The 24779-nt window shown below is 67.5% G+C and carries 18 protein-coding genes; 2 read left to right on the forward strand and 16 right to left on the reverse strand.

Annotated features, from left to right (window positions below):
- Positions 1 to 21 precede the first annotated feature (21 nt).
- The 8 genes from ACX9OW_RS11160 to ACX9OW_RS11195 all read right to left on the reverse strand — a co-directional run bounded on the left by ACX9OW_RS11160 (position 22) and on the right by ACX9OW_RS11195 (position 11373).
- Positions 22 to 1473 carry an alanine/glycine:cation symporter family protein gene (locus ACX9OW_RS11160; RefSeq protein WP_459062270.1) on the reverse strand — a complete coding sequence of 484 codons (1452 nt, stop codon included), beginning with the start codon at positions 1471 to 1473 and terminating at the stop codon, positions 22 to 24.
- A 9-nt stretch (positions 1474 to 1482) separates the two neighbouring features.
- Positions 1483 to 2472, reverse strand: coding sequence for a hypothetical protein (locus ACX9OW_RS11165; RefSeq protein ID WP_111186758.1), 990 nt, complete (start codon positions 2470 to 2472; stop codon positions 1483 to 1485).
- Between the two features lie 246 nt (positions 2473 to 2718).
- Positions 2719 to 3555 (reverse strand): TrmH family RNA methyltransferase, encoded by an 837-nt coding sequence (locus ACX9OW_RS11170; protein ID WP_065175762.1) that lies wholly within the window; start codon positions 3553 to 3555, stop codon positions 2719 to 2721.
- Positions 3556 to 5064: an alanine/glycine:cation symporter family protein gene (locus ACX9OW_RS11175; protein ID WP_065175761.1), complete on the reverse strand. Its 1509-nt coding sequence runs from the start codon at positions 5062 to 5064 to the stop codon at positions 3556 to 3558.
- Positions 5065 to 5232: 168 nt separating this feature from the next.
- Complete coding sequence (locus ACX9OW_RS11180) at positions 5233 to 5817, reverse strand: GNAT family N-acetyltransferase (protein WP_459062271.1); 585 nt, start codon at positions 5815 to 5817, stop codon at positions 5233 to 5235.
- A complete protein-coding gene (locus ACX9OW_RS11185) occupies positions 5810 to 8935 on the reverse strand; it encodes an efflux RND transporter permease subunit (protein WP_065181659.1) in 3126 nt (1041 codons plus the stop codon). The genes ACX9OW_RS11180 and ACX9OW_RS11185 overlap by 8 nt, the downstream gene beginning before the upstream one ends.
- Positions 8932 to 10038: an efflux RND transporter periplasmic adaptor subunit gene (locus ACX9OW_RS11190; RefSeq protein ID WP_053517087.1), complete on the reverse strand. Its 1107-nt coding sequence runs from the start codon at positions 10036 to 10038 to the stop codon at positions 8932 to 8934. The genes ACX9OW_RS11185 and ACX9OW_RS11190 overlap by 4 nt, the downstream gene beginning before the upstream one ends.
- A gap of 351 nt (positions 10039 to 10389) precedes the next feature.
- Positions 10390 to 11373 carry a LysR family transcriptional regulator gene (locus ACX9OW_RS11195; RefSeq protein WP_053517088.1) on the reverse strand — a complete coding sequence of 328 codons (984 nt, stop codon included), beginning with the start codon at positions 11371 to 11373 and terminating at the stop codon, positions 10390 to 10392.
- Positions 11374 to 11579: 206 nt separating this feature from the next.
- Between ACX9OW_RS11195 and cysK the strand changes: the two genes are divergently transcribed.
- Positions 11580 to 12539, forward strand: a complete 960-nt coding sequence (gene cysK, locus ACX9OW_RS11200; protein ID WP_459062272.1) for a cysteine synthase A — start codon at positions 11580 to 11582, stop codon at positions 12537 to 12539.
- Positions 12540 to 12812: 273 nt separating this feature from the next.
- Entirely contained in the window at positions 12813 to 13412 is a 600-nt protein-coding gene (locus ACX9OW_RS11205; protein WP_053517092.1) for an O-acetyl-ADP-ribose deacetylase, read from the forward strand.
- Between the two features lie 74 nt (positions 13413 to 13486).
- Here the strand turns inward: ACX9OW_RS11205 and ACX9OW_RS11210 are convergent, their stop codons facing one another.
- The 8 genes from ACX9OW_RS11210 to gap all read right to left on the reverse strand — a co-directional run bounded on the left by ACX9OW_RS11210 (position 13487) and on the right by gap (position 24750).
- Positions 13487 to 14626 carry an ABC transporter substrate-binding protein gene (locus ACX9OW_RS11210; RefSeq protein WP_065175758.1) on the reverse strand — a complete coding sequence of 380 codons (1140 nt, stop codon included), beginning with the start codon at positions 14624 to 14626 and terminating at the stop codon, positions 13487 to 13489.
- 130 nt (positions 14627 to 14756) lie between these two features.
- Positions 14757 to 15761, reverse strand: a complete 1005-nt coding sequence (locus ACX9OW_RS11215; protein ID WP_053518502.1) for a class I fructose-bisphosphate aldolase — start codon at positions 15759 to 15761, stop codon at positions 14757 to 14759.
- A 166-nt stretch (positions 15762 to 15927) separates the two neighbouring features.
- Complete coding sequence (gene pyk / locus ACX9OW_RS11220; protein ID WP_065175757.1) at positions 15928 to 17394, reverse strand: pyruvate kinase; 1467 nt, start codon at positions 17392 to 17394, stop codon at positions 15928 to 15930.
- Between the two features lie 214 nt (positions 17395 to 17608).
- Positions 17609 to 18295, reverse strand: a complete 687-nt coding sequence (locus ACX9OW_RS11225; RefSeq protein WP_053518497.1) for an HAD hydrolase-like protein — start codon at positions 18293 to 18295, stop codon at positions 17609 to 17611.
- Positions 18292 to 19467, reverse strand: coding sequence for a phosphoglycerate kinase (locus ACX9OW_RS11230; RefSeq protein ID WP_053518495.1), 1176 nt, complete (start codon positions 19465 to 19467; stop codon positions 18292 to 18294). The genes ACX9OW_RS11225 and ACX9OW_RS11230 overlap by 4 nt, the downstream gene beginning before the upstream one ends.
- Positions 19468 to 19590: 123 nt before the next feature.
- Positions 19591 to 20964 (reverse strand): DUF3999 domain-containing protein, encoded by a 1374-nt coding sequence (locus tag ACX9OW_RS11235; RefSeq protein ID WP_193396514.1) that lies wholly within the window; start codon positions 20962 to 20964, stop codon positions 19591 to 19593.
- A complete protein-coding gene (locus ACX9OW_RS11240; protein WP_459062273.1) occupies positions 20961 to 23618 on the reverse strand; it encodes a DUF2339 domain-containing protein in 2658 nt (885 codons plus the stop codon). The genes ACX9OW_RS11235 and ACX9OW_RS11240 overlap by 4 nt, the downstream gene beginning before the upstream one ends.
- A 127-nt stretch (positions 23619 to 23745) precedes the next feature.
- Positions 23746 to 24750, reverse strand: coding sequence for a type I glyceraldehyde-3-phosphate dehydrogenase (gene gap / locus ACX9OW_RS11245; protein WP_053518489.1), 1005 nt, complete (start codon positions 24748 to 24750; stop codon positions 23746 to 23748).
- Positions 24751 to 24779: the final 29 nt, after the last annotated feature.

Consider the following 24779-nt stretch of genomic DNA (forward strand, 5'->3'; position numbering starts at 1 on the left):
TCACCCCATCTGCCCGGACAGTTACCGTTCCCACGCGCAGGTGTTGCGAACACCAAGCCGGTGCGGATCGAACAGGGGATCCGTCCCCAAGCGACGGTGGTGCTCGTAATCGCGCAGCGCGGCCAGCGCCGGCCTCTGCAGCAGCAGGATGGCGAGGATGTTCAACCAGCTCATCAGGCCCACGCCGATATCCCCCAGCGACCAGGCGACCGTGGCACTGTTCAGCGCCGAGTAGCCGGTGGCCAGCAGGAACAGCAGCTGGAACCCGCCCATCACCCACGGCATCCGGCGGTCCCGGCACAGGTAACTGATGTTGGTTTCGGCCATGTAGTACAGCGCCAGGATGGTGGTGAACGCGAAGGGCAGGATGGCCAGCGCCACGAATGAACGGCCGAAGCCCGGCAATGCCGATTCCACCGCGTGCTGCACGAAACGCGGTCCGGCCTCGACGCCGGGCAGGTTGCCCAGCAGCAGGCGCGCATCATCCGGAATGCCGTTTACCGCCGGGTCGTAGACGTTGTACAGGCCGGTCGACAGAATGAGGAAGGCGGTCGCACTGCACACCACCATCGTGTCGATATAGACCGAGAACGACTGCACCAGGCCCTGCTTGACCGGATGGGAGACTTCCGCTGCGGCCGCCGGGTGCGCACCACTGCCCATGCCGGCTTCGTTGGACAGCACGCCGCGGCGCACGCCCCACTGGATCGCCGTGCCGATCATGGCGCCGAACGCTGCATCCATGCCGAAGGCACTGCGCAGCACCAGCGCTGCGACCTCCGGCACTTTGTCCGCGTTGAGCACCATCACCATCGCGGCCACCAGCAGATAGGCGATGGCCATCAGCGGTACCAGCCACTGGGCGACACCGGCGATGCGGCGTACACCGCCAACAAGGATGGCACCCAGTGCAACCAGCAGTGCGCCGGTGGTGAACACGACCGGTACGTCCCAGGCTTCATTCACCGCGCTGGTGATCGCATTGGACTGCGTACCCGCCAGCATCGCGCCGGCCAGCACGGCGACCAGTGCAAACAGCACCGCATACCAGCGCTGGCCCAGTCCCTTCTCGATGTAGTAGGCCGGCCCCCCCCGATACTGGCCACCGGCGTCGCGATCCTTGTAGATCTGCGCCAGCGTCGATTCGATGAAGGCGCTGGACGCACCCAGGAAAGCGACAACCCACATCCACAGGATCGCACCGGGACCACCGAAGGCGATGGCCATCGCCACACCGGCGATATTGCCAACGCCCACCCGGCTGGACAGCGACAGGGACAACGCCTGGAACGGGGACACCCCTGCATCGGACCGCTCATGGCGGAACACCAGGCGCAGCATGTCAGGCAGCGCGCGCAGCTGGATGAAGCGGGTGCGCACGCTGAAGTACAGGCCGGCGAGCAGGCACAGCACCACCAGGTAAGGGCTCCACACCACGCCGAGAAGGGCATTGACGATCGATTCGACGTTCATCGCGCCCCCTCAGAAGGACATGCCCAGGGCGACCTGGGGGCTGATGAGGCGGGCGGCATTGCGGCCGGCCACCGTGACCTCCACGCCGGCGATCAGGCCAAGCGAGGGACTGAAGTGGTACTGCAACGCGGGGGCGAAAGTCAGCGTACGGCTGGCCGGGCGCCATTCGTCGACGCGCGCGATGGCGCCGTCCGCGCCGGGAGCGAAGCCGCTGAGGCGTTGCCGGGTCTCGCGGCTGGCCGCCACTTCCATCACCGCCACCCAGCGGGGGTTGACGCTGTATTCGGCGCCGATCGACAGGCCCAGTACCGAACCGCGCGCGATGTGGCCCTGGAAGCCCGCGGCGGTACCGTACACGCTGGCACCGGTGAGGGCCGTGCGGGAAGGCGCCGGACCCGCGCTGAGCTGGGCACGCCAGCGCAGTGGCCGCTCGTTGCCCAGCCACACCACCTGCTGCACGCCCAGCGCGGCAACGGTACGCTGCACGCCGTCACCCTGCGCGTCGAGCGGATTGCCGGTGATGCGGTCATGGCTGCCCGTGCTGAAGCGCTGCACGAGCGCTACTGAAACCGCGGGCCGGGTGCCATCCGCATTGGCCGCCTGCAGCAGATACTGCAGGCGCGCAGTGGTGTCACCCGCGCGGAAACCCCGGCTGTGGGCGGCACCGGATTCGGCGCGCGACGCGCTCAGGTTGACCTGGCCGGTGATCCGCTCACCCAATCCATAGGCGATGGGCACCACCACCGTCCAGCCGCCACTACGTTCACCGCTGCGCTGGCGCTGGCCACGGTCATCGAAGTGATCACGGCTGTCGACACGTACCAGATAGGGTTCGATGTAGCCGTGCCCCTTCGGCATGCCGGCCGGATTCGGGGTGATCAGCGGACCCGTGAAATTGACGCCTTCCAGACTGCGTGCGCCGGCATACACATCGACCGACGCAAGCAGGCTTGACAGCGAGAGGAGCGCGCCGAGGGCGCAACGATGACGACCATGCATGTGGACCACCTTGCCTGACAGGAATGGAACTCCAACCTGCGTCGAGCAAGAGGGCGCAACAATGAGGCAAGTTTCAAAAGCATGCTTGATCGGAAAAATCAGGCTGTACGCAACGCGAGACGACGTTATCCGCCTTAAGCTGCCTTGACGCTGCACAACGTCCGCGGTGGTCCCGCCGGCACATCGCGCAAAAGAAACCCGGCCACGGGGGCCGGGTCCTGGCAGCCGATGGCGGCGATCGGTCCGTCAGCCGTCGCGACGGCTCGCCCACTGCGCCAGCAGCACTGCGGTGGCCGAGGCCACATTGAGGCTCTCCACCGCGCCACTGCCGGGAATGGAGACCTGCAGGTCACATTCACCGGCCAGGTCGCGGTCCATCCCCTCGCCTTCGGCGCCCATGACGTAGACCAGACGCGCCGGCAGCGACGTGCGGAATACATCGTCACCCCCATCGACGAGTGTGGCCGCCAGACCGAAGCCAGCATCGCGCAGCTGGGCCATCGCCTGCGGGGTCGCAGGCAGCTGCACCAGCGGCACTGCTTCGGCACCGCCTTCGGCCACGCGGGCAGCCGCACCGGACAGCGCCAGCGTGCTGCCGGCCGGCAACAGCAGCGCCTTCGCGCCGAAGTGCGCCGCCGAACGCAGGATCGCGCCGAGGTTGTGCGGATTGCCTACGCCATCCAGCCACAGCGCCAGTGACGGGCCTTCGCCGATCTGCTGCAGCCACTGCGCCAGCGGCACGGTCGGCGCACGCAGCACGTCGGCCACCACGCCTTCGTGGTGGGTGGTGCCGGCCAGCTTGTTCAGATCGCCCTCCTCGACCACGCGGTAACCCACGCGGTTGGCCACGCACCACTTCAACAGCGGCTGCAGGCGCGGAATCCGGGCCTCCAGCAGATACAGCTTGCGCAGTGCCTGCGGCCGCGCTGCGAACGCGGCCAGCACGGCATTCAGGCCGTACAGGCGCAGCTCATCGCTGCCTCCGCGTCCACCGCCGCCCGTTGCCGGCAGGTCCGTGCGCGGCAACGGTGTGGCGCGCGGCGGACGAGCGGACGGGCGGCGGTTGTTCCAGGGGTTGTTCACTTACACGTTCTCCTGCTTGCGCTGGCGCCAGAAATCGGCGTTCCGGATGCCCAGTGCATCGGGATCGAACGTCGGATCCAGGCCCAGCTTCTTCTGTCGTTCGTAATCGCGCAGCGCCAGCATCGCGGGCTTCTGGATGATGAAGATGGCGATGATGTTCAGCCAGGCCATCAGGCCCACGCCGATGTCACCCAGGCCCCAGGCCAGGGTCGCGTTGTGGAACGCACCGAACACCACCATGGCGATGATGCCCAGGCGCAGACACAACACGGTCAGCGGACGGTGCTTGTTGTGGTTCACATAGCTGAGATTGGTCTCGGCCATGTAGTAGTACGCCATGATGGTGGTGAAGGCGAAGAAGAAGATCGCCAGCGAGACGAACGACGCGCCCCAACCCGGCAGCACGGCTTCAACGCCGGCCTGCGCATAGCCCGCCCCTTCCGGAATGCCGGCCAGGCCCTGGAACACCGGAGCCGCGCCTTCCACCGGCGAGTACACGTTGTAGGTACCGCTGGCCAGGATCAGGAACGCGGTGGCGGTGCACACCATCATGGTGTCGAAGTAGATCGCGAACGCCTGCACGTAGCCCTGCTTGGCCGGATGCGAGACTTCCGACGCCGCTGCCGCGTGCGGGCCGGAGCCCTGTCCCGCTTCGTTGGCGTAGATGCCGCGCTTGACGCCCCATTCGATCGCCAGGCCCATCATCGCGCCGAACGCCGCATGGGTGCCGAACGCGCTGTTGAAGATGATGCCGAACATCTCCGGCACCTGGTCGGCATTGAGGATCATGATGACGATGGCCATCAGGATGAAGGCCGCCGCCATGAACGGCACCACGATCTCGGCGAAGGTGGCGATGCGCTTGACGCCGCCGAAGATCACCACGCCCAGCAGCAGCGCGACCACGATGCCGATGCCGAGCTTGAGCGCGGCAACCGATTCCATGCCGAAGGCCTGGCCATCCAGCGGCCCGCACAGCGCACCGCCACGGCAGGCATTGATGATGCTGTCGGCGATGGCATTGGCCTGCACGCCCGGCATCAGGAAGCCGGCGGCGATGATCGTGGCGATGGCGAAGGCCATGGCATACCACTTCAGGCCCATCGCCTTTTCAATGTAGTACGCCGGGCCGCCACGGTAGCGGCCTTCGGCATCCTTGGTCTTGTAGATCTGCGCCAGGGTGCATTCCACATACGAGGTGGATGCACCGAGGAAGCCCATCACCCACATCCAGAAGATCGCACCGGGGCCACCGAAGGCGATGGCCGTGGCCACGCCGGCGATGTTGCCGATACCCATGCGCCCGGCCATGGACATGGCCAGGGCCTGGAACGAAGAAACGCCGGCGTCGGACTTTTCGCCCTTGACGGTGAGGCGGCACATTTCCACGAAGCCGCGGATCTGCATGAAGCGGGTGCGGACGCTGAAATAAAGGCCGGCCGCCAGGCACACGAAGATCAGTGCCTTGCTCCAGATGATGCTGTTGACGAAATGTACGGTAGCTTCCACGCGCGCTCTCTCCAGTCGGCGGGGTGAATGGACGTCCCGTCGGCTGGAAGGGACCGGTCGATTCTCCCTGATCGAAGGTCGCTGCGATAGCGCCGGAAGGCATCCGCCGGGCATGGCCCGGCGCTACCGGTTCCGCCGCGGGTAGCGCCGGGCCATGCCCGGCGCCGTTCAGGGCAGCTCGGTGCGCACCCGCGCGAACCGGCGCAGGTCATGCAGGGTGCCGCGCTTGTAGATGGCGCAGCGCTCCACACCCTCTTCGTGGAAACCGTTCTTTTCCAGCACCCGGGCCGACCCCAGATTGAAGTCCACCACGGTGGCCTGAAGCCTGAACAGGCGCAGTTCGTCCATCACCCACGGCGCGAAGACGCCCACCACGCGGATCATGATGCCCCGCCCCCAGTACGCCCGACCAAGCCAGTAGCCCAGCTCGGCGGTATGCCCACGCTCGGCCACGCCCGGCTGGGCACCGATGCTGCCGCAGGCCTGGCCGTCGATCTCGATGGCCAGTGCCAGGGTGCCCGGGGTCAACACGCGACCGGCAAGGAACGCCTCACCGTCCTCACGTGTGTAGGGATAGGGGAAGCGGTCGCGCAGACCCCGTGACACCTCGGCATCGTTGGCATGACGCAGCAGCGATTCGAGGTCGCCGCCGCGCCATGGACGCAGCTGGAAACCGTCGCCGCGCAGCACTGGGGTCGGGGCCCTTTCCTGCGGGGAAAGGGATCCGCCCCCGTCGGCGCGACGGTCAGGCATGCCCGCCCACCGAGGGCGACGCTGCTTCCTGCTTTTCCAGCTCGCGCTTCACTGCTTCCGGCGAGCGCGTGTACGGGGCCAGCCGTGCGTAGAACGCCGGCACCACGAACAGCGACAGGAAGGTGGACAGGGTGACGCCGAAGATGATCACGATACCGATCGTGCCACGGCTCGCCGAACCCGGTCCACCGGCCACCACCAGCGGAATCGCGCCGACCACGGTGGCGATGGAGGTCATCAGGATCGGACGCAGGCGCACCATCGATGATTCGATGATGGCCTCGCGCACGCTGCGGCCGTCGTCACGCAGCTGGTTGGCGAACTCGACGATCAGGATGCCGTTCTTCGCCGCCAGGCCGACCAGCATCACGATGCCGATCTGGCTGAACAGGTTCACTGTGCCCCCGCTCAACCACAGGCCGACCAGCGCGCCGAGCACGCCCAGCGGTACCGTCAGCATGATCGTCAGCGGATGGATGAAGCTCTCGAACTGTGCGGCCAGGACCAGGTACACCACCAGCAGGGCCATGGCGAAGGTCAGCAGGACCGCACCGCCGGCGCTCTGGTACTCGCGCGACTCGCCCTTCCAGTTCACCTGCGCGTACTGCGGCAGCTCCTCGCGCGCGACGTTCTGTGCCCAGGCAATGGCCTCGCCCAACGGGTAGCCCGGCGCAAGGCCGGCGCTGATGGTGATCGAGCGCAGGCGGTTGAAGCGGTTCAAGGTGCCTGCCTCGGCAACCTCGCTCAGGGTGACCAGGTTCGACAAGGGCACCAGCTCACCGGAGGTGGCACGCACGCGGATCGCGGCCAGATCGGCCGGCGTGGCGCGTCCGTCGCGGCCCGCCTGGACCAGAACGTCGTACTCTTCGCCGTTGTCGACGAAGGTGGTGACGCGACGCGAGCCCATCATCGTTTCCAGCGCCGAGCCGATTGCGGTGACGGGCACGCCCAGGTCGGCCGCGCGCTGGCGGTCGATGTTCACCCGCATCTGCGGGCGGGTTTCCTTGTAGTCCGAGTCGGGGCCGACCAGGCCGGGATTGTCGGCCATGCGCAGCAGGATGCGGTCGCGCCACTGCGCGATCTCGGCGTACTCCGGGCCTCCCAGCACGATCTGGAAGGGCTGGCCGCCGCTGCGGACCAGGCCACCGCCGACCTGCGTGCGCACGCGCACGCCCTGGATGGTGTCAAGCTCCTTCTGCAGCTCATTGGCGACCTCCGGGGTGCCTTCGCTGCGCTGGCGCCACGGCTGCAGGAAGATGCTCACCCGGCCGGTGTGCATTTCCTCGCTCGCTCCCCAGCCACCGGGCACGCGCGGGTTGGCGCGCACGATCGGCTTGTCTGCTCCCACGTGGGGCGCCAGCATCGCTTCGACCTGCTGCACCTGCTGCACGGTGTAGTCGTAGCCTGCGCCTTCCGGGCCGTCGATCATGATCTGGAACGAACCGCGGTCCTCAGCTGGCGCCAGCTCCGAGGGCAGCACCTTGATCAGCAGCCAGCTGGCAGCCAATGCCGCCGCCATCACCAGCAGGTAGATCCAGGTACGGTCGACGTGGCGCTGCAGGATGCGGCCGTAGGCGCCGGCCAGCCGCTCCAGGTTGCGGTTGACGAAGCCATGCAGGCCCCGCGGCGCCTGCCCGGTATGCGGCTTGAGCAGTTTGGAGGCCATCATCGGTGTCAGCGTCAACGCCACGAACGCGGACAGCGCCACGGCCGCGGCCAGCGCCACCGCCAGCTCGCGGAACAGGCGCCCGGTGTTGCCCTCGAGGAACCCGACCGGCAGGAACACCGCCACCAGCACCGCAGTGGTCGCGATCACCGCGAAGGCCACCTGCGTGGTACCGCGCTTGGACGCCACCAGCGGCGGCTCACCCAGATCGATCCGGCGCTGCACGTTCTCCACCACCACGATCGCATCGTCGACCACCAGGCCGATGCACAGCACCAGCGCCAGCAATGTCAGCAGGTTGATCGAGAAATCGAACGCGTACAGCGCGATGAACGCGGCCACCAGGCACACCGGTACCGTCACGGCCGGAATCAGCGCTGCGCGGAAACTGCCGAGGAACAGCCAGATCACCGCCAGCACCAGGATCATCGCCTCCACCAATGTGGCATAGACGCGATCGACGGCCGCTTCGATGAAGGTGGTGTTGTCGAAGGCAACGAAGATCTGCGTGCCCTTGGGCAGCGTCAACGCGACCCGCTCGGCTTCGGCGCGCGCGGTGCGCGCGACGTCCAGCGAGTTGGCGGTGGAGGTCTTGACGATGCCCAGGCCGATGCCCGGCTCGCCATTGCTGCGGTAATAGGCGCGGCGCTCGGCCGACGCCAGCTCGATCTTCGCCACGTCGCCCATGCGCACGACGTAACCGTCGCTGCCCTTGCCCAGCGGGATGGTCGCGAAGTCTTCGGGCTTGATGTAATTGCGTTCCACGCGCAGGGTGAAATCGCGGTCGGTGGATTCGATGCGCCCGGCGGGCAGTTCCACGTTCTCGTTGCGCAGCGCGGTTTCCACATCACCGGTGGTCAGTCCACGCGCGGCCAGCTGATCGCGGTCCAGCCAGATGCGCATCGCATAGCGCTGGCGACCACCGATACGGACCTGGGCGACGCCATCGAGGCTGGAAAAGCGGTCGACCACATAGCGGTCGGCGTAGTCGCTCAGCTCCAGCGTATCCATGGTCGAGGAGACCATGTTGAACCAGATGATCGGATCGGCATCGCTCTCGACCTTGGCGATCTCCGGCGGGCGCGCCTCTTCCGGCATGCGGTCGGCAACCCGGCTGACGGCATCGCGCACGTCATTGGCCGCGGCCTCGATATCGCGGTTGGAGGTGAACTCGATGCTGACCTGCGAGCGGCCGTTGGTGCTGCGCGCGTTGATGGTATCGATGCCTTCGATGCCGGCGAGCGCATCTTCCAGCACCTGGGTGATCCGGCTTTCGATGACCGCTGCCGAGGCACCGGTGTAGTCGACCGAGACCGACACGATGGGCGGGTCGATGGCCGGCAGTTCGCGCAGCGTGAGGCGGGTGAAGGACATGATGCCCAGCACCAGCAGCAGCAGGCTCATCACTACGGCGAACACCGGCCGCTGGATGGAAACGTCGGACAGCTTCATCCGCCCTGTTCCTCGGTCGCGACCGGCGCAGGCGCATCGGCAGGCTTGGCACCGCTGGCCGGCGCCGCATCACGGGCGGCCACCTTCAGACCCGGGCGCAGCTTGCCGGTGCCGTCGACCACGATGCGCTGGCCCGCGGCCAGCCCCTGCTTGATCTCGACCACGCCGGCACGGCGCGCGCCGGTGACCACGTCCACGCGCTCGACGCTGTCGTCGGCGCCGATGCGGTACACGAAACTGTCACGGCCCACCTGCACCACCGCGATCTCCGGGATCACCAGCGCCGGGCGCTCGGGGCGGAACAGGCGCACATCGAGCAGCATGCCCGGGCGCAGCGCATGGTCGGCGTTGGCGAAGTCGGCCCGCACGGTCACCGCGCGGGTGGCCGGGTCGATACGTGCATCGATGGTGGTGACCTCTCCTTCGAACGTGCGCCCCGGCCACGCGACGCTGGTCGCGCTGACCTTGTCGCCCGCCGAAAGCGCGGCCAGTTCCACTTCGGGCACCTGGAAATCGACGTGCATGCGCTCGATGTCGTCCAGGGTGGCAATCACCGTGGTCGGCGTCAGCAGCGTGCCAGGGCTGACCTGGCGGATACCCAGCACACCTGCGAACGGCGCACGCACACGACGGTCGCCGATGTCGGCCTGCATCTGCGCGACACGGGCCTCGGCGGCATCGCGGATCGACTTCTGCGTATCCAGCGTGGCGCTGGACACCAACCGCTGCGTGGCCAGTTCGCGCTGCCGGCGGTACAGCTGGTCGGCCTCGTGGAAGGTGGCCTGCGCCTGCACCAGCGCCGCTTCCTGGGCCTGGCCGCGCAGAGTCACGATCGGCGCACCCGCAGCGATCTGCTGGCCGCTTTCGAAGTGCACCTTCTCCACGATCTCACTGACCTTGGCGGTGACGCTGATCGACTCCCGCGCCTTGGCCGTACCCAGCGCCTGCAGGGTGTCGTTCCATTGCGTGGGCTGCACGATCTGCGCGGTGACCGGCACCGCTTCCCCCTGCCGTCGCGCGGCGGCCTCCTGTTTGCCTGCGCACCCGGCCAGGACGGCCAGGCTGAGGCCAAGGGCCAGGGTCGAAGCGATACGAGCCAACATGAACGGTCCTGATTGATCCACGGCCGCCGAGTGTAGGCATCCCCCCGCGAAGGCGGTATATGCCAAGCGTTTACCGGCGTGGAACCGGCGTCGCGATAGCGGCCTGAACCCGTTCCATGCAAGGGTCTGTGCGGCGGTGTCGGCGTATGTCGGGATGTATCCGGGCGACCGCTGGGCGTGCTGCTGCCGTAGAGTCGGACAGGTCCGGCGGAGGGCGTCGGACCGGGTCGGATCCTGGCGGGGATCCGATCCGGTTGTTCCTCTCCGCGGCCGATCCATCGGGGCCTGGCCGCGTTGTTGCTGTTGCGCCAGTTCTTCGCAGGTGCAGGGCGCAGCCCTGCCCGAGCACCCTCACACCGTGATGGTCTGGGTCAGCGATTCCCAGGTCGGCGGCAGCGGCCACGCGGCCACCTGGTTGCCGTCCAGTACCCGGCGCAGGTCCCGCGGATCGATCTGCGGCGCCAACACATGCACCAGCTCCAGCGCGTAATCGCGCAGCACGCGGTCACGCGGCAGCACCGCCCAGGCGATGCACTCGGCGATCGGAGCGGGTGCCGGCCATGCCTTGAGGTCTTCGTCGAGGGAACTGACCGCCATTTCGGCCAGCAGGCCCACACCCAGGCCGGTACGCACATAGGTCTTGATCAGATCGGCGTCCAGCGCAGTCAGCGCCAGATCCGGAACCAGCCCGTTGGCAGCAAAGGCACGCTGCAGCGACGAGTTGGGGCGCGTGGACGATTCATAGCTGATCAGCGGCTGGCGGGCGAGCGCCGCCAGGTCCGGTGCGCGGCCCGCGCGATCCAGCGGATGGCCCTTGGGCACCACCACCAGCCGCCGCCAGCGGAACAACGGTACGGCGATGCCATCGCCAGGCTCCCCACCGGCCGTACTGATGATGGCGATGTCCGCATCACCCTGGTTCAACCGATCCAGCGCATCGGCTTCGGCGGCCTGCTGCAGGTGCACGCTGACCTGCGGATACGCCTGCTTGATCGCCGCCACCGCCGGCGGCAGCACGAAGCGCGCCTGGGTATGGGTGGTGGTCAGAATCAGCTGACCCTGGCTTTCGCGGCGCTGGTTGGCCGCGTAGGTGCGGATGTTGTTGGCCTCGGCCAGCACGGCGCGCGCGCGGGAGATCACCTCGGTACCGGCCGGGGTAACGGACTCCAGGCTGCGACCCTTGCGTACGAACAACAGGAAGCCCAGCTCGTCCTCGAGCTGCTTGAGCTGCTTGGACAGGCCGGGTTGGGTGGCGTGCACGCGCGAGGCAGCCAGCGTGATGTTCAGCTCGGCGTCGGCGATGGCGACCAGATAGCGCAGCTGGGTCAGCGTCATGGGCGGGCAGGCAGCAGGGGCGGAGGTCCACTCTAGGGTCAATTACCGTCACCAGCTTATAACCAAAGGTTGTTTAAGAAAGGCATCTGGTCATTTCCGGGCGTCATATGCCGGCGCTACGGTCAGCCGGCAGCCGCTGGCGTGAACAGCCAGCCCTCCCTCTTCCGCCCGCCGTCCTGGCGCGGCCCCGCCTCCGGAGCGCTTCCATGGCCCTGTACGACTCCATCCTCGACACCGTCGGCAACACCCCCATCGTCAAGCTGCAGCGCCTGGCGCCGCCGCAGGTCAGCCTCTACGCCAAGGTCGAGTCGTTCAATCCCGGCGGCTCGGTCAAGGACCGCCTGGCGCTGGCGATCATCCTCGACGCCGAGGCCCGTGGCCTGCTCAAGCCGGGTGACACCATCGTCGAAGCCACCTCGGGCAACACCGGCGTGGCGCTGGCGATGGTGGCCGCCGCCCGTGGCTACAAGTTCGTGGCGACCATGGTCGAGACGTTCTCGGTGGAACGCCGCAAGCTGATGCGTGCCTACGGCGCCAAGGTGATCCTGACCCCGGCGGCGGAACGTGGCAGCGGCATGGTGCGCAAGGCGCGCGAACTGGCCGAACAGCATGGCTGGTTCCTCGCCAGCCAGTTCGCCAATCCGGCCAACCCGGCCTACCACCGCAACACGACGGCGGCGGAGATCCTGCGCGACTTCGCCGGCAGGCGCCTGGACTATTTCGTCAGCGGCTGGGGAACCGGCGGAACCCTCACCGGTGTCGGCGAGGTGCTGAAGGTCGCACGGCCGCAGACCCGCATCATTGCCACCGAGCCAGCCGGCGCCGCGCTGCTCAAGGGCGATGACTGGAAGCCGCACAAGATCCAGGGCTGGACGCCGGACTTCGTGCCGGACGTGCTCAACCGCGACGTGGTGGACGAGCTGCTGAGCGTGGACGACGAACGCGCCATCGCCACCGCGCGCCGGCTGGCCGCCGAGGAAGGGATCTTCGTCGGCATCTCCGCCGGCGCCTCGGTCGCCAGCGCGCTGGATGTGGCCAGCCGCGCCGAGCCGGGTTCGGTGATCCTGGCGATGCTTCCGGATACCGGCGAGCGCTACTTCTCCACGCCCCTGTTCGCCGACGTGAACGAAGGTTCCGACGACGACTGGCTGGCCGGCCTGCCGTGATGCACAGGGTCGGATCCCTTTCCCGTCCGGGAGAGGGCTCTGACCCTGACGGCGCACCTCGGAAACATGGGGTCAGAGCCTTTTCCATCCGGAAAAGGCTCTGACCCCTTTCTGCTTCAGCCTGCGTGAAGGTGGCGACCGCCATCGTGCGTGAAGACCGTCGGATCGCAGCGCGTGAGACGGTCATGACGCAGCATCGATGGCCTGTCCCCTACGCTGGGTACAGCCGCCGCAGGTACTGCGCGGAACATCCGACAGGCAGGAGACGGACGCATGAAGATCGAAGTGTGGCAGGGCGACATCACGACCCTGGCGGTGGATGCGATCGTCAACGCGGCCAATGAATCGCTGCTGGGCGGCGGCGGAGTGGACGGTGCGATCCACCGTGCCGCCGGCCCCGGCCTGCTGGCCGAATGCCGGCAACTGCCGGAACTGCGCCCAGGCGTGCGCTGCCCGACCGGTGAAGTGCGCGCCACCGGCGCCCATGCATTGCCGGCGCGGCACGTGCTGCACACGGTGGGCCCGGTCTGGCACGACGGCCTGCGCGATGAACCCGCGCTGCTGGCCAACTGCTACTGGAAGTCGCTGCAGCTGGCCGAATCGCTCGGGGTGCAGTCGATCGCGTTCCCGGCCATCAGTTGTGGCGTGTACGGCTATCCGCTGTACCAGGCCGCGCAGATCGCCGTGACGGAAACCCTGGCGTGGCAACGCAGCCATGCACAGCCGATGCGGATCGTGCTGGTTGCTTTCAATACCGCCACGGCCAAGGCGTATCAGCAGGCCCTGGCCAGTGCCGGGCAGAACGCGGACAACGAAGTGCGCGGCACGCTGCTGCCGCCACTGGGCGATACCGGCTTCGCTGCCGCGCATTGAACACGGGGCGGCGGCACTGAAGAAAAGGCCGGGCAATGCCCGGCCTTTTCATTGCGGCAGTGCCCCTGGACGCGTCAGCGGCTGGCCGCGTCGACTGCGGCGTCATCCGGCACGGCCGCCGCATCCGCCGCTGCGCGGGCCGCCGACGCCGCGGCGCCGGCAGCGCTGGCGCCATCGATCTGCACGCGCACCTCGACCAGGCCCTGCTCGTCGCTGAGGCTGGAAACATCGACGGTGTAATGACCGGCCGGCAACGATTCCTGCAGACGCGCGTTGGTGCCGTTGCCGCCGTCGTCGTCGACCAGCTCGACGTCACCGCCGACCACACGCAGCACGGTGTCCACCTGACCGGAGATCGCATCCAGGCGAACGTCGCCCGGACGCTCCAGTGTCAGCAGGAAGCGACGGCGACCTTCGCTGTCGAGCATGGTGAACACGCTGCCCGACTGCGGCAGTTGGGTACCATCGCGCTCGACGATGTTGCCCGGCAGCTCGGTGCGGGCGACGGTCAGCTTGAAGGTGCCGGACGCGTCGTCGTCCAGCCCGCGCACGCCCAGCGTGTACTTGCCGGGCTGCAACGGCAGCGACAGGCGCGAATTGGTGCTGTCACCGCCATCGTCGTTTTCCGCGTCGATCTCGCCGCCCTTCAGCTTCAGCACGGTATCGAACGCATCGGACGACAGGTTGACCTCATAGAGGCCGGCCTTGTCCACCTGCAGGGTGTAGTCCTGCGATCCGGATACCAGCATGTCGACGACTTCGCCACTGCCTGCGATGGGCTTGCCGTCGTAGGGCACCAGCTTCTCCACCCGCAGGCGATACGGGCCGTAGGCGGTCGGGCTGTCGGCGTTGACCGCCACCTGGTAGGTGCCGGCGCCGTTGGCGCGGAACGCCAGCGATACATCCCCGCTGCGCTCATAGCCGGTGCGGCTGCTGGCGACCAGGCTGCCATTGTTGAACACGGCAATCGAGCCACTGAGGGCACCGGTCAGCTTCATGCCCACCAGCTGCTTGTCCTCCAGCGTGATCTGGTACAGCTGGTGGTGGCTGCCGTCATTGAAATTGATGCCGCTGCGCGAGGTGATCTCGCCGGAAACGGGCTTGTCGAACTCGAGCGACGGGGCCTTGCCCACATCCGCATTGCTGCCGGAGCGGTTGCAACCGCCTGCGGCGAGGACCGTAGCAACGGCCAGCGTGATTGCTGCCAAACGCATGTTTTTTCTCCTTGGCCTTCCATGTGTGTCCCCCGGGCCGGCCGGGCCCGCGGGAGGCGGAAAAGATACCCGCAAAAGCAAACGCCGGCGTGAGGCCGGCGTTGCCCTGTTCATCCTGCGATGGAACCGATCAACCGTTCCACTTGCCCAGTGCAGCCAGGCCGTTTTCCTTGGCGCGCTCGAACACGGTCTTCTGCGCGGCGGCGTAGTTGCCCTTCATATCCTTGGCCCACAGCTTCAGTGCCGCCTGCTGCATGGCACGGCCGTAGGAGAAGCTCAGCGGCCACGGCAGGTTGCCCAGCTGGTTCATCGCATTGAGGTGGGCGGTGGACTGTTCATCGCTCTGGCCGCCGGACAGGAACACCACGCCCGGCAGGATCGCCGGCACGGTGCTCTTCAGGCACATCACGGTGGACTCGGCCACTTCCTCGACGTCGGCCTGCTCTTCGCAGTCCTTGCCCGAGATGACCATCGAAGCCTTCAGGATGGTGCCTTCCAGCAGCACGTTCTGCTGATACAGGGCGTCGAACAGCGAACGCAGGGTGGCTTCGGTGACTTCGTAGCAGGTCTCGATGTCGTGGTCGCCGTCCATGATCACTTCCGGCTCGACCATCGGCACCAGGCCGCATTCCTGGCACAGCGCGGCGTAGCGGGCCAGCGCATGGGCGTTGGATTCGATGCAGGTGCCCGACGGAATGCTCTCGCCGATGTTGATGACCGCGCGCCACTTGGCAAAGCGCGCACCCAGCTTGTAATACTCCTGCAGGCGCTCGCGCAGGCCGTCCAGGCCTTCGGTCACCAGCTCGCCCGGGCAGCCGGCCAGCGGATGCGCACCCTTGTCCACCTTGATGCCCGGAATCATGCCGTGGTCGGCCATGTACTTGGCGAACGGCACGCCGTCCTTGGTCGACTGGCGGATGGTTTCGTCGTACAGGATGGCGCCGGAAATGTGCTCGTTGAGCTTCGGCGTGGTCAGCAGCAGTTCGCGATAGGCGCGACGGTTCTCCTCGGTGTTCTCGATGCCCACGCCGGCGAAGCGCTTGGCGATGGTACCGGTGGATTCGTCGATCGCGATGATGCCCTTGCCCGGGGCAACCATGGCCTGGGCGGTTTCAGCCAGCTGTTCGATGCTCATGTACTTCCTGTGGCGGGTGCGGGAAAAACGTAAGTATAGCCCCGCAGCCCGTGGCCTCGACGTGGAGGCCAGACTGGAAACGATTCCAATGTCCGTTCAGGACAGGCGCTGTCCTGCGGCGTTCCGGTCAGAGCCCCGGTGGGGCTCCGACCCGGTTCCGCAGCGGTTAAAGATCGCCCAGACCGCTGGCGCGACCGTCTTCGCCCACCTCGAGCAGGCGCAGGGTGTTGGTCGCACCGTGGGTTTCCATGTGCTCACCGCTGGTGAACACCACCCGATCGCCGGCCTGCAGCAGATCCGATTCGACCAGCAGGCGGATGCTGCCACGTGCGGCTTCGCGCGGGGTCAGGCCACGGCTGTCGAAATTGATCGGAAACACATCGCGCATCAGCGCCATCTGCCGGCGTGCGCCGTCATGGCGGGTCACCGCGAACACCGGTGCCTTGGCACGGAAGCGCGACAGGTAGCGCGCGGTACCGCCGGACTCGGTCATGGCCACGATGGCACGCACGCCCACGTGCTGGGACAGGAACATGGTCGCCATCGCGATGGCCTGGTCGGCGCGCTCCAGGTTGCGCGGCGACGCATTGAAGTCGGTCTCGGTCTGGAACTGGCGCTCGGCGCCCAGGCAGATGCGCGCCATCGCCTCCACGGCCTTGACCGGATACGCACCGGCAGCGGTTTCGGCCGACAGCATCACCGCATCGGTGCCGTCGATCACCGAGTTGGCCACGTCCAGCACTTCCGCGCGGGTCGGGATCGGGCTTTCCACCATCGACTGCAGCATCTGGGTGGCAGTGATCACCACCTTGTTCTGCGCCAGCGAAGCCTTGATGATCTTCTTCTGCAGGCCCGGCAGTTCGGCATCGCCGATTTCCACGCCGAGGTCGCCGCGCGCCACCATCACCACGTCACTGGCCTCGACGATCTCCTCCAGGTTCTCGATCGCTTCGGTGCGCTCGATCTTGGACACCAGCGCGGCGTAGCAGCCGTGCGATTCGGCGATCGCGCGGGCATCGTTCATGTCCTGCGCATTGCGGCAGAAGGAAACGGCGATGAAGTCGACACCGATCTTGGCGACGATCCCGATCAGCTCCTTGTCGCGCTCGGTCAACGCGCCCAGCGACAGGCCACCGCCCTGCTTGTTCAGGCCCTTGCGATCAGACAGCACCCCGTCGTTGAGCACGGTGCTGATGATCCGCTCACCCTGCACCTCGACGACCTGCAGCTGCATCAGGCCGTCATCGAGGAGCAGGACATCGCCGGGGCCAACGTCCTGCGGCAGGCCGAGGTAGCTCACGCCCACCTGCGTGGCATCGCCGGCCGGTGCGTTGGGCGAGGCGACCAGATCGAAACGGTCGCCCGCCTTGAGATGGATCTTGCCTTCGGCAAAGCGCTCGATGCGGATCTTCGGGCCCGGCAGGTCGGCCAGGATGCCCACTTCCACGCCCACCCGCTGTGCGGCAGCGCGCACGTCGGCGGCACGCTTGGCCTGGCCGGACGGGTCACCGTGGCTGAAGTTCAGGCGCACCACGTTGACGCCGGCGCGGAACAGATCCTCCAGCACGCCCGGCGGATCGGTGGCCGGACCGAGGGTGGCTAGGATCTTGGTGCGACGCTGACGCTCGAACATGGTGAATGGGCCTCTCCCGTTAAAGCACGGAAATTAGCACATCCTTCACGCCCCATGTATGCGGTTACAACCTTGTGCTGCCTGACTCTGCGGGACATGTAACGGACATCGCCCGGACATACGCCGGCGCAGGGTGCCCGGTCGCGTCGGGCCATGCCCGGCGGGCTTCGGGCAAAGCCGCCGGGCATGGCACGCCGCGACCGGTAAAGAGGCATCAGGCCAACAGTGTCGTCAGCTGGACCGGCTCGCGTGCCAGCTGGCCCGCACCGGCTTCAGTGAGTTCCGCTTCGCCACCAAACCCCCACAGCACGCCGATGCTTCGCAGGCCGTGGTGACGCGCGCCCTCGATATCCATGCGACGGTCGCCGATCATCCAGCACTGCGTGGGCGACACCTGCAGCCGGCGCAGCGCTTCGCCGACCAGCTCGGGCTTGTGGCTGCGCGAACCATCCAGGGTCGAGCCGATGATGTCCTCGAACAATCCGCCGAAGGGCAGATGGGCCAGGATCCGGCGCGCGTGCGGCTCGTTCTTGGCGGTGACCACCGCCAGGCGGTGGCCACGCGCATGCAAGGTGCGCAGGGCGTCCTCCACCTGGGGGTACACCGTGTGCTCGCGCCAGCCCTCGGCATCGAAGCGCTCGCGGTAGTACCCGACGGCCTGCTCCACCCGCGCCGGTTCGATGAACAGCGGCGCGAACGTGGTGCGCAGCGAAGGCCCGATCCAGCCCAGCAGGGTTTCCCGCGCCGGCACCGGATGCTCCATCTTCTGCAGCGCATAAGCGATGCAGGTGGTGATGCCCACCTGCGAATCGATCAACGTACCGTCCAGGTCGAAGAAGAGCGTCGCGCGTTCTTCCGGTGCCGGGTGGGCAGAACCGGCCTGGGTGCCGTCCGGGTTCATGCGCCGCGCGCGGCGAGCGCGGCCACGGCCGGCAGGGTCTTGCCTTCCAGGAATTCCAGGAACGCGCCGCCACCGGTGGAGATGTAGCTCACGTCCTTGGCGATGTCGAACTTGTCGACCGCTGCCAGGGTGTCGCCACCGCCGGCGATGGAGAATGCCGGGGACGTGGCGATGGCACGCGCCAGCGCTTCGGTTCCCTTGCTGAAGGCTTCAAACTCGAACACGCCGACAGGGCCGTTCCAGACCACGGTGCCGGCATTCGCAATCAGCTGCGCGTACTGGGCAGCGGTCTGCGGACCGATGTCCAGGATCAGATCATCTTCGGCGACCGCATCCACGGCCTTCACTTCGGCAATGGCGTCGGGCAGGAACTGCTTGGCCGTGACCACGTCCACCGGAAGCGGAATCTCGGCCCCGCGCGCCTTGGCGTCGGCAACGATCTTCCGGGCGGTGTCCAGCAGGTCCGGCTCGTACAGCGACTTGCCGACCTTGTAGCCGGCAGCCGCGATGAAGGTGTTGGCGATGCCGCCCCCCACGATCAGCTGGTCGACCTTGCCCACCAGATTGGCCAGCAGTTCCAGCTTGGTGCTGACCTTGCTGCCGGCCACGATGGCCAGCAGCGGCTTGGCCGGTGCGTCCAGCGCCTGCGCCAGGGCATCCAGCTCGGCCATCAGCAGCGGGCCACCCGCGGCGACCGGGGCGAAACGGATCACGCCATGGGTGGACGCCTGCGCGCGGTGCGCGGTACCGAAGGCATCCATCACGAACACATCGCACAGCGCGGCGTACTTCTTCGACAGGGCTTCGTCATCCTTGCCCTCGCCGACGTTCATCCGGCAGTTTTCCAGCAGCACCAGCTGGCCCGGCTGCACCTCGACGCCGTCGATCCAGTCGCGCACCAGCGGCACCTCGCGACCCAGCAGTTCGGACAGGCGTGCGGCAACCGGTGCCAGCGAATCGGCTTCGCTCCACACGCCTTCCTTCGGCCGGCCCAGGTGCGAGGTGACCATCACCGCCGCGCCCTGCTCCAGTGCGCGCTTGAGCGTCGGCAGCGAAGCGGTGATGCGCTGTTCGGAAGTGATGCGGCCATTCTCGATCGGCACGTTCAGATCCTGGCGGATCAGCACGCGCTTGCCGGAGAGGTCGAGGTCGGTCATGCGGACGATGGACATGGGCAACTCTTGGGCTCAGGGACGGGGTGCCGGCGTTCGGCAGACCGTCATTGTATCGGCTGCGGCAGAACGGATGGCGCCGGCCGCAGCGCCGCTCCATGCGCGGCCGGGATTCATCGGGATCTACGCCGAAGGCGAAGGCTTCTGCCTGAGCAGGCTGACCGCCAGACCGCCCACGACCAGGACCCCCACGCCCAGCAGCGCCCACAGCAGCCAGGCCTTCCAGTCCCGCTGCGGTTCCAGCGCTGCGTCTCCGGCCAGCGGCTCGGGACGGCCCTCCAGGCGTGCCAGCGTCGGCTGCCAGGCCGGATCGTTGCGCTGGCGAAGTTCCTCGATCAGCACCCCGATCGGCGCCTCCGCGCGGCGCGCCGTCGCGCTGCCCACCGCCAGTGCATAGGGCGCAGCGCCCTGGCTCAGGAACACCATCACTTCCGGCTGGTAGCCCAGGCGCAGGGTGGGGGCGCCGGCGATCTCCGCCGGGCTTGCCACCAGCTTCCAGTAGCGGTCGCGGTGCACATCGCCCAGCACCTGCGCCGCCGACTGCTGACGCGGGCCCTGCGTTCCCTGCTGCAACTGATAGGCGATCCACGGTGCACTGCGTCGTTGCCACTGCGCGCCTTCATCGTCGCGGCTGAACAGCGTCCACTGCACCAGGCTGTTGTCGGTACTGGCGACATCGGCGCGCGCGATCGGGAAACGTCCGTCCAGTTCGAAGGTGTATTCGCCCTTGCCCTGCGCTGTCGGCGTCAGTGACAGCCATTCCCACGGCAACGTCGCCGGTGCCGGCGGAAGCTCGGCGAGCACGCCATGCAGGGCAGGCAGTCGCGCGTCGCCCTGCGGCAGCACGCGCAGATAGCGCGCATTGCCGTCAACCTGCAGGCGTCGCTGCAGCAATCGTTTGCCGGCGCGCTGCAGGTCCACCAGCGGAATGTCCCGACCGATGGAGCGCCAATGCTGCAGGTCATCGCTGGCATCAAGCTGCACCTGCGCCTGCAGCGGCTGGCCACTGTCGGCCCAATCCAGCACCAGCGCCGCCAGCGGCTGCTGGCCGAGCACGCTGGCATCGATCAGCCAGCCGCCCTGCCCGTTCACCGTTCCGGCGCCGACACGCGCTTCGACCCGGCGCACACGGCCGTCGGTATCGCGCTCGGTCAGCAACTGCAGGTCGTTGCGTTGTGAATCGGCCAGCGGCGGCAGTGCGAACCAGGGCAGCTCGCGCTGCACCGGCGGCTGTGCCAGCGGCGCGTCCGGTGCCAGCAATGCCGACGGCAGGGCCTGTCCGGCCGCGTTGAACACCTGCAGGTCACCCAGGTCTGCTGCGCCTGCACGGCGGTAGATCGCCGGTTCCAGCACCACCCGATAGGCGCCGGACTGCGCACTGGACAGCGTCAGCGGCCACTGCTCGGCGTACTGCGTGCGGTAGTCGGACGCGTGTACGGCCATGGTGGCGAACAGGCCCAGCATCGCCGGCACCACCATCCTGCTCCACATTCTCATTGGTTCTCCTCCACGGATGGCACCGCGCCCGGTGGCGCCGGTGCCAGATAGCCGACGACCGTACACAGCAGGCCATAGGCGATGAACGATGCGATCCCGAGCAGGTTGCCCAGGTGCTGGCGGTCAATGAGGACCAGTTTGGCCAGGACCACGCCCATCAGCACCGCACCGACCATCCACAACACACGCTGGCCACGACGCGAGCCCCATACCCAGGCGATCACGCCGAGCACGCTCCACAGCACGGTCAGGCTGGTCTGGGCCAAGCTGTAGCGCGCCATCGACGTACTCCAGGCCAGTCCCCCCCAGTGGTGCACGCCATGCAGGACCAGGCTGGTCAGGGCGATGAAGCCCGCCAGTGCCAGCACCGGCAGGCGCAGCCTGCGCAGCGCGGGCGGTGCCACATCGCTGTATAGCCAGCGCGCCAGCAGCAACAGGCTCAGCCACTGCCCCATCTCGGCCGGGTTCAGCACCGGCAGCCACGGCAGCGGTGCCGCAGTGCCCGGCAGCAGCTGGCCCAGCAGCCATCCGGTCGCCAGCAGCGCGAACAGCACGCACTGCAGCGGCACGCGTGCGGCATCGAATGCCGGGCCCAGCGGCCAGCGCAGCCAACCCCAGCGCCACAGTGACAGGGCGGCCAGCAGCAGCCAGGGCAGCGTCACCAGCAACAACGTCCAGCCCTGTGCCAGGCCAGCCTCGCCGCCTCCCCACAGGGCCAGCAGCGAAAGCAGCGATGGCCACAGCAGCCACCACAGGAACTGGGCGATGCGCGCCACCGTGTCGCCGCCCTGGCGCAGGCACAGCAACGTGCGCACCCCCAGCACGGCGAACAGCGCCCATGCCAGGGCGCCGTGGCCCGCGAACGGTTGCTGGTGTGCATGGCGTTGCGCCAATGCCAATGGGAACGCCATCGCCAGCATCGCCAGTGCGGTCATCCCCAGCGCACGTGCCGGTTGCCGGCGCTGCACCTCGGCTGCCAGCCAGGCGGTCGCCGCCGCCAGCACCAGCAGTGCATCGGCCTGCGAGGCATGCGCGAGGAAACGACCGATCTCGTGCACCCAGCCGCCGAGCCACCACAGCAGGCCCCACAGGTAGTAGACCAGGGCGATCTCATGACGTGCCCGGCGCTGGTAGCTCCACGCCGACGCCAACCCCGCCACGGCCAGCAGCAGCGCACCGATCGCGGTGGGATTGAGCAGCAGGCGCCCGTCCTCGTGCCAGTGGTTGCCACCTGCCACGAAGGCGAATGCCGCCGCCATCTGCAGCAGCGCAGCGGACACCTGTGGCAGCCAGCGCCTCTGGCGCAGACCGAGCCAGGCCAGCCCGGCACCTTCCAGCGCGAACACCGCACCGGTGGCACGGGCGGACAAGGCCAGCGGCACGGCCAGCGTGGCGAAACCCACCGCCAGCACCGCGTGCGACTGCGCCAGCACCGTATACGAGGCCCGGGCGATCAAGGCACGCGCCAGCACCGCGTAGATCACCGCCAGGCCCAGCGCGCACAGTGCCAGTGTCATCGGCTGTTCGTGCAGCATCGCCGCCTGCAGCGAGAAGGCGATCAACGGCGTGCCGAACACCAGGCTGCCATCGACCAGATCGCGGCGACCGGCAGGCTGCCTGCGCGCGTACAGCAGGGGAATCAGCAGATAGAAGGCGAAGAACAGCAGCAGGAACGGTTCGGTGCTGGAGAACTTCTCGGCCCTGTACTGAAGCACGCCCCAGAACGTGCCGATACCGAAGGTGAACGCGAAGCCCAGCAGGTTCAGCGCGCGCCACGGACGGAACCAGGCGATGGCGAAGATGCCGGCGTTGAGCACTGCGTAGTAGCTGAAGAGGCCGACATGGTTGCCACTGCCGGTCGACAGCCACAGCGGGGCCATGAAGCCCGCCAGGATGCCCAGCACCGCCAGGGTGCGCGAGTTCTGCAGTACTGCCAGCACGCACAGGCCGGCGACCAGCGCGATCGAACTGGCGAACGCAAATCCCGGCGCAAGCAGCTCAAAACGCTTGAATGCCGCGAAGATGGTCAGCAGCAGCACACCGATGGCGCCGCCCTGCAGGGCCAGCGCGAACAGGCGCCGGCGTTCGCGCTGATGCCAGCCGAAGGCCAGCAGGCCCAGCGCACCAGCGGTGACGGCCGCCAGCCGGAGTTCGACCGGGAGCACCAGCCAGCCCTGGTCACTGACGTACTTCAGCAGCGCGGCAACACCGGCCAGCAGCACCAGCATGCCGATCTTGACCGGCACGTTGCCCTCGGTGAACCAGCGTTTGACGGCGCCGATGCCACGCTCGAAGAAGCCCGGCCCGGCCGGCTCGACCGGCGGCGCAGGCGGGGGCGGCGTGGCCGGCAGCGGCGGTGGTGGCGGCGCTGCCTGCCGCGGCGGCGCCGGCACGGAGGATTCCGGCGCATGGGCCGCCACGGGAGAAGGTGCTGCCGCAGCCCGCGGTCGCTCCATGGCTGGCGCGTCCGTTGCCGGAACGGGGGCGGGCCCGGGCGGTGGCGCGGCAGCGCGCGGCGATTGCGACACATCGGCCAGTGCGCTCTCAAGCGCAGCGACCCGGCGCCGCAGGCCGGCGATCATCACCAGCGCGACCACCAGCAGCAGCGGAATCGCCAGCAGTATCAATACGACCAGGGCTATCAGTGCTTCCATTGCGTGCCTTCCCATGCGATCCCGCGCCCCTGCGGCGGCGGTCGGACCGCCCCATGCTACGACAGGGCCGGTCCCTCAAACGACGAACCCCGGCCAGGCCGGGGTTCGTGCGCGATCTTCGCCGGCCTTACTTGGCGGCGACGACCCTGGCCATTTCCAGGCACTTGTTGGAGTAGCCCCACTCGTTGTCGTACCACGACACGAGCTTGACGAAGGTACCGTCCAGGGCAATGCCGGCTTCGGCATCGAACACCGACGTGTGGGTCTCACCGCGGAAGTCGGTAGCCACGACCTTGTCTTCGGTGTAGCCGAGGATGCCCTTCAGCGCGCCTTCGCTCTGTGCCTTCACTTCGGCGCAGATCTCGGCGTAGGTGGCTTCCTTTTCCAGCTCGACGGTCAGGTCGACCACCGACACGTCCGAGGTCGGCACGCGGAAGCTCATGCCGGTGAGCTTCTTGTTCAGTTCCGGAATGACCACTCCGACCGCCTTGGCCGCACCGGTGGAGGACGGAATGATGTTCTCCAGGATGCCGCGGCCGCCGCGCCAGTCCTTGTTGGACGGGCCGTCAACGGTCTTCTGGGTAGCCGTGGCGGCGTGCACGGTGGTCATCAGGCCACGCTTGATGCCCCACTTGTCATTGATGACCTTGGCCAGCGGGGCCAGGCAGTTGGTGGTGCACGAGGCGTTGGAGATGATCGCCTGGCCGGCGTAGGTCTTGTCGTTCACGCCGAACACGAACATCGGCGTATCGTCCTTGGACGGGGCGGACAGGATGACCTTCTTGGCGCCGGCATCGATGTGCTTCTGCGCGGTTTCCTTGGTCAGGAACAGACCGGTGGACTCGATGACCACGTCCACGCCCACTTCGTCCCACTTCAGGTTGGCCGGATCGCGTTCCTGGGTCAGGCGGATCTTCTTGCCGTTGACCAGCAGGTCGTTGCCCTGCACCGACACGTCAGCCTTGAAGCGACCGTGCACGGAGTCGTACTTGAGCATGTAGGCCAGGTAATCCGGCTCCAGCAGATCGTTGATGGCCACGATTTCGATGTCGTCGCCGAAGTTCAGCACCGCCGAGCGCAGGACGTTACGCCCGATGCGACCGAAACCGTTGATACCAACCTTGATTGCCATTTCTCAAGCTCCTGCAGCCGCGACGGGTG

The organism is Stenotrophomonas genospecies 5, assembly GCF_054473825.1.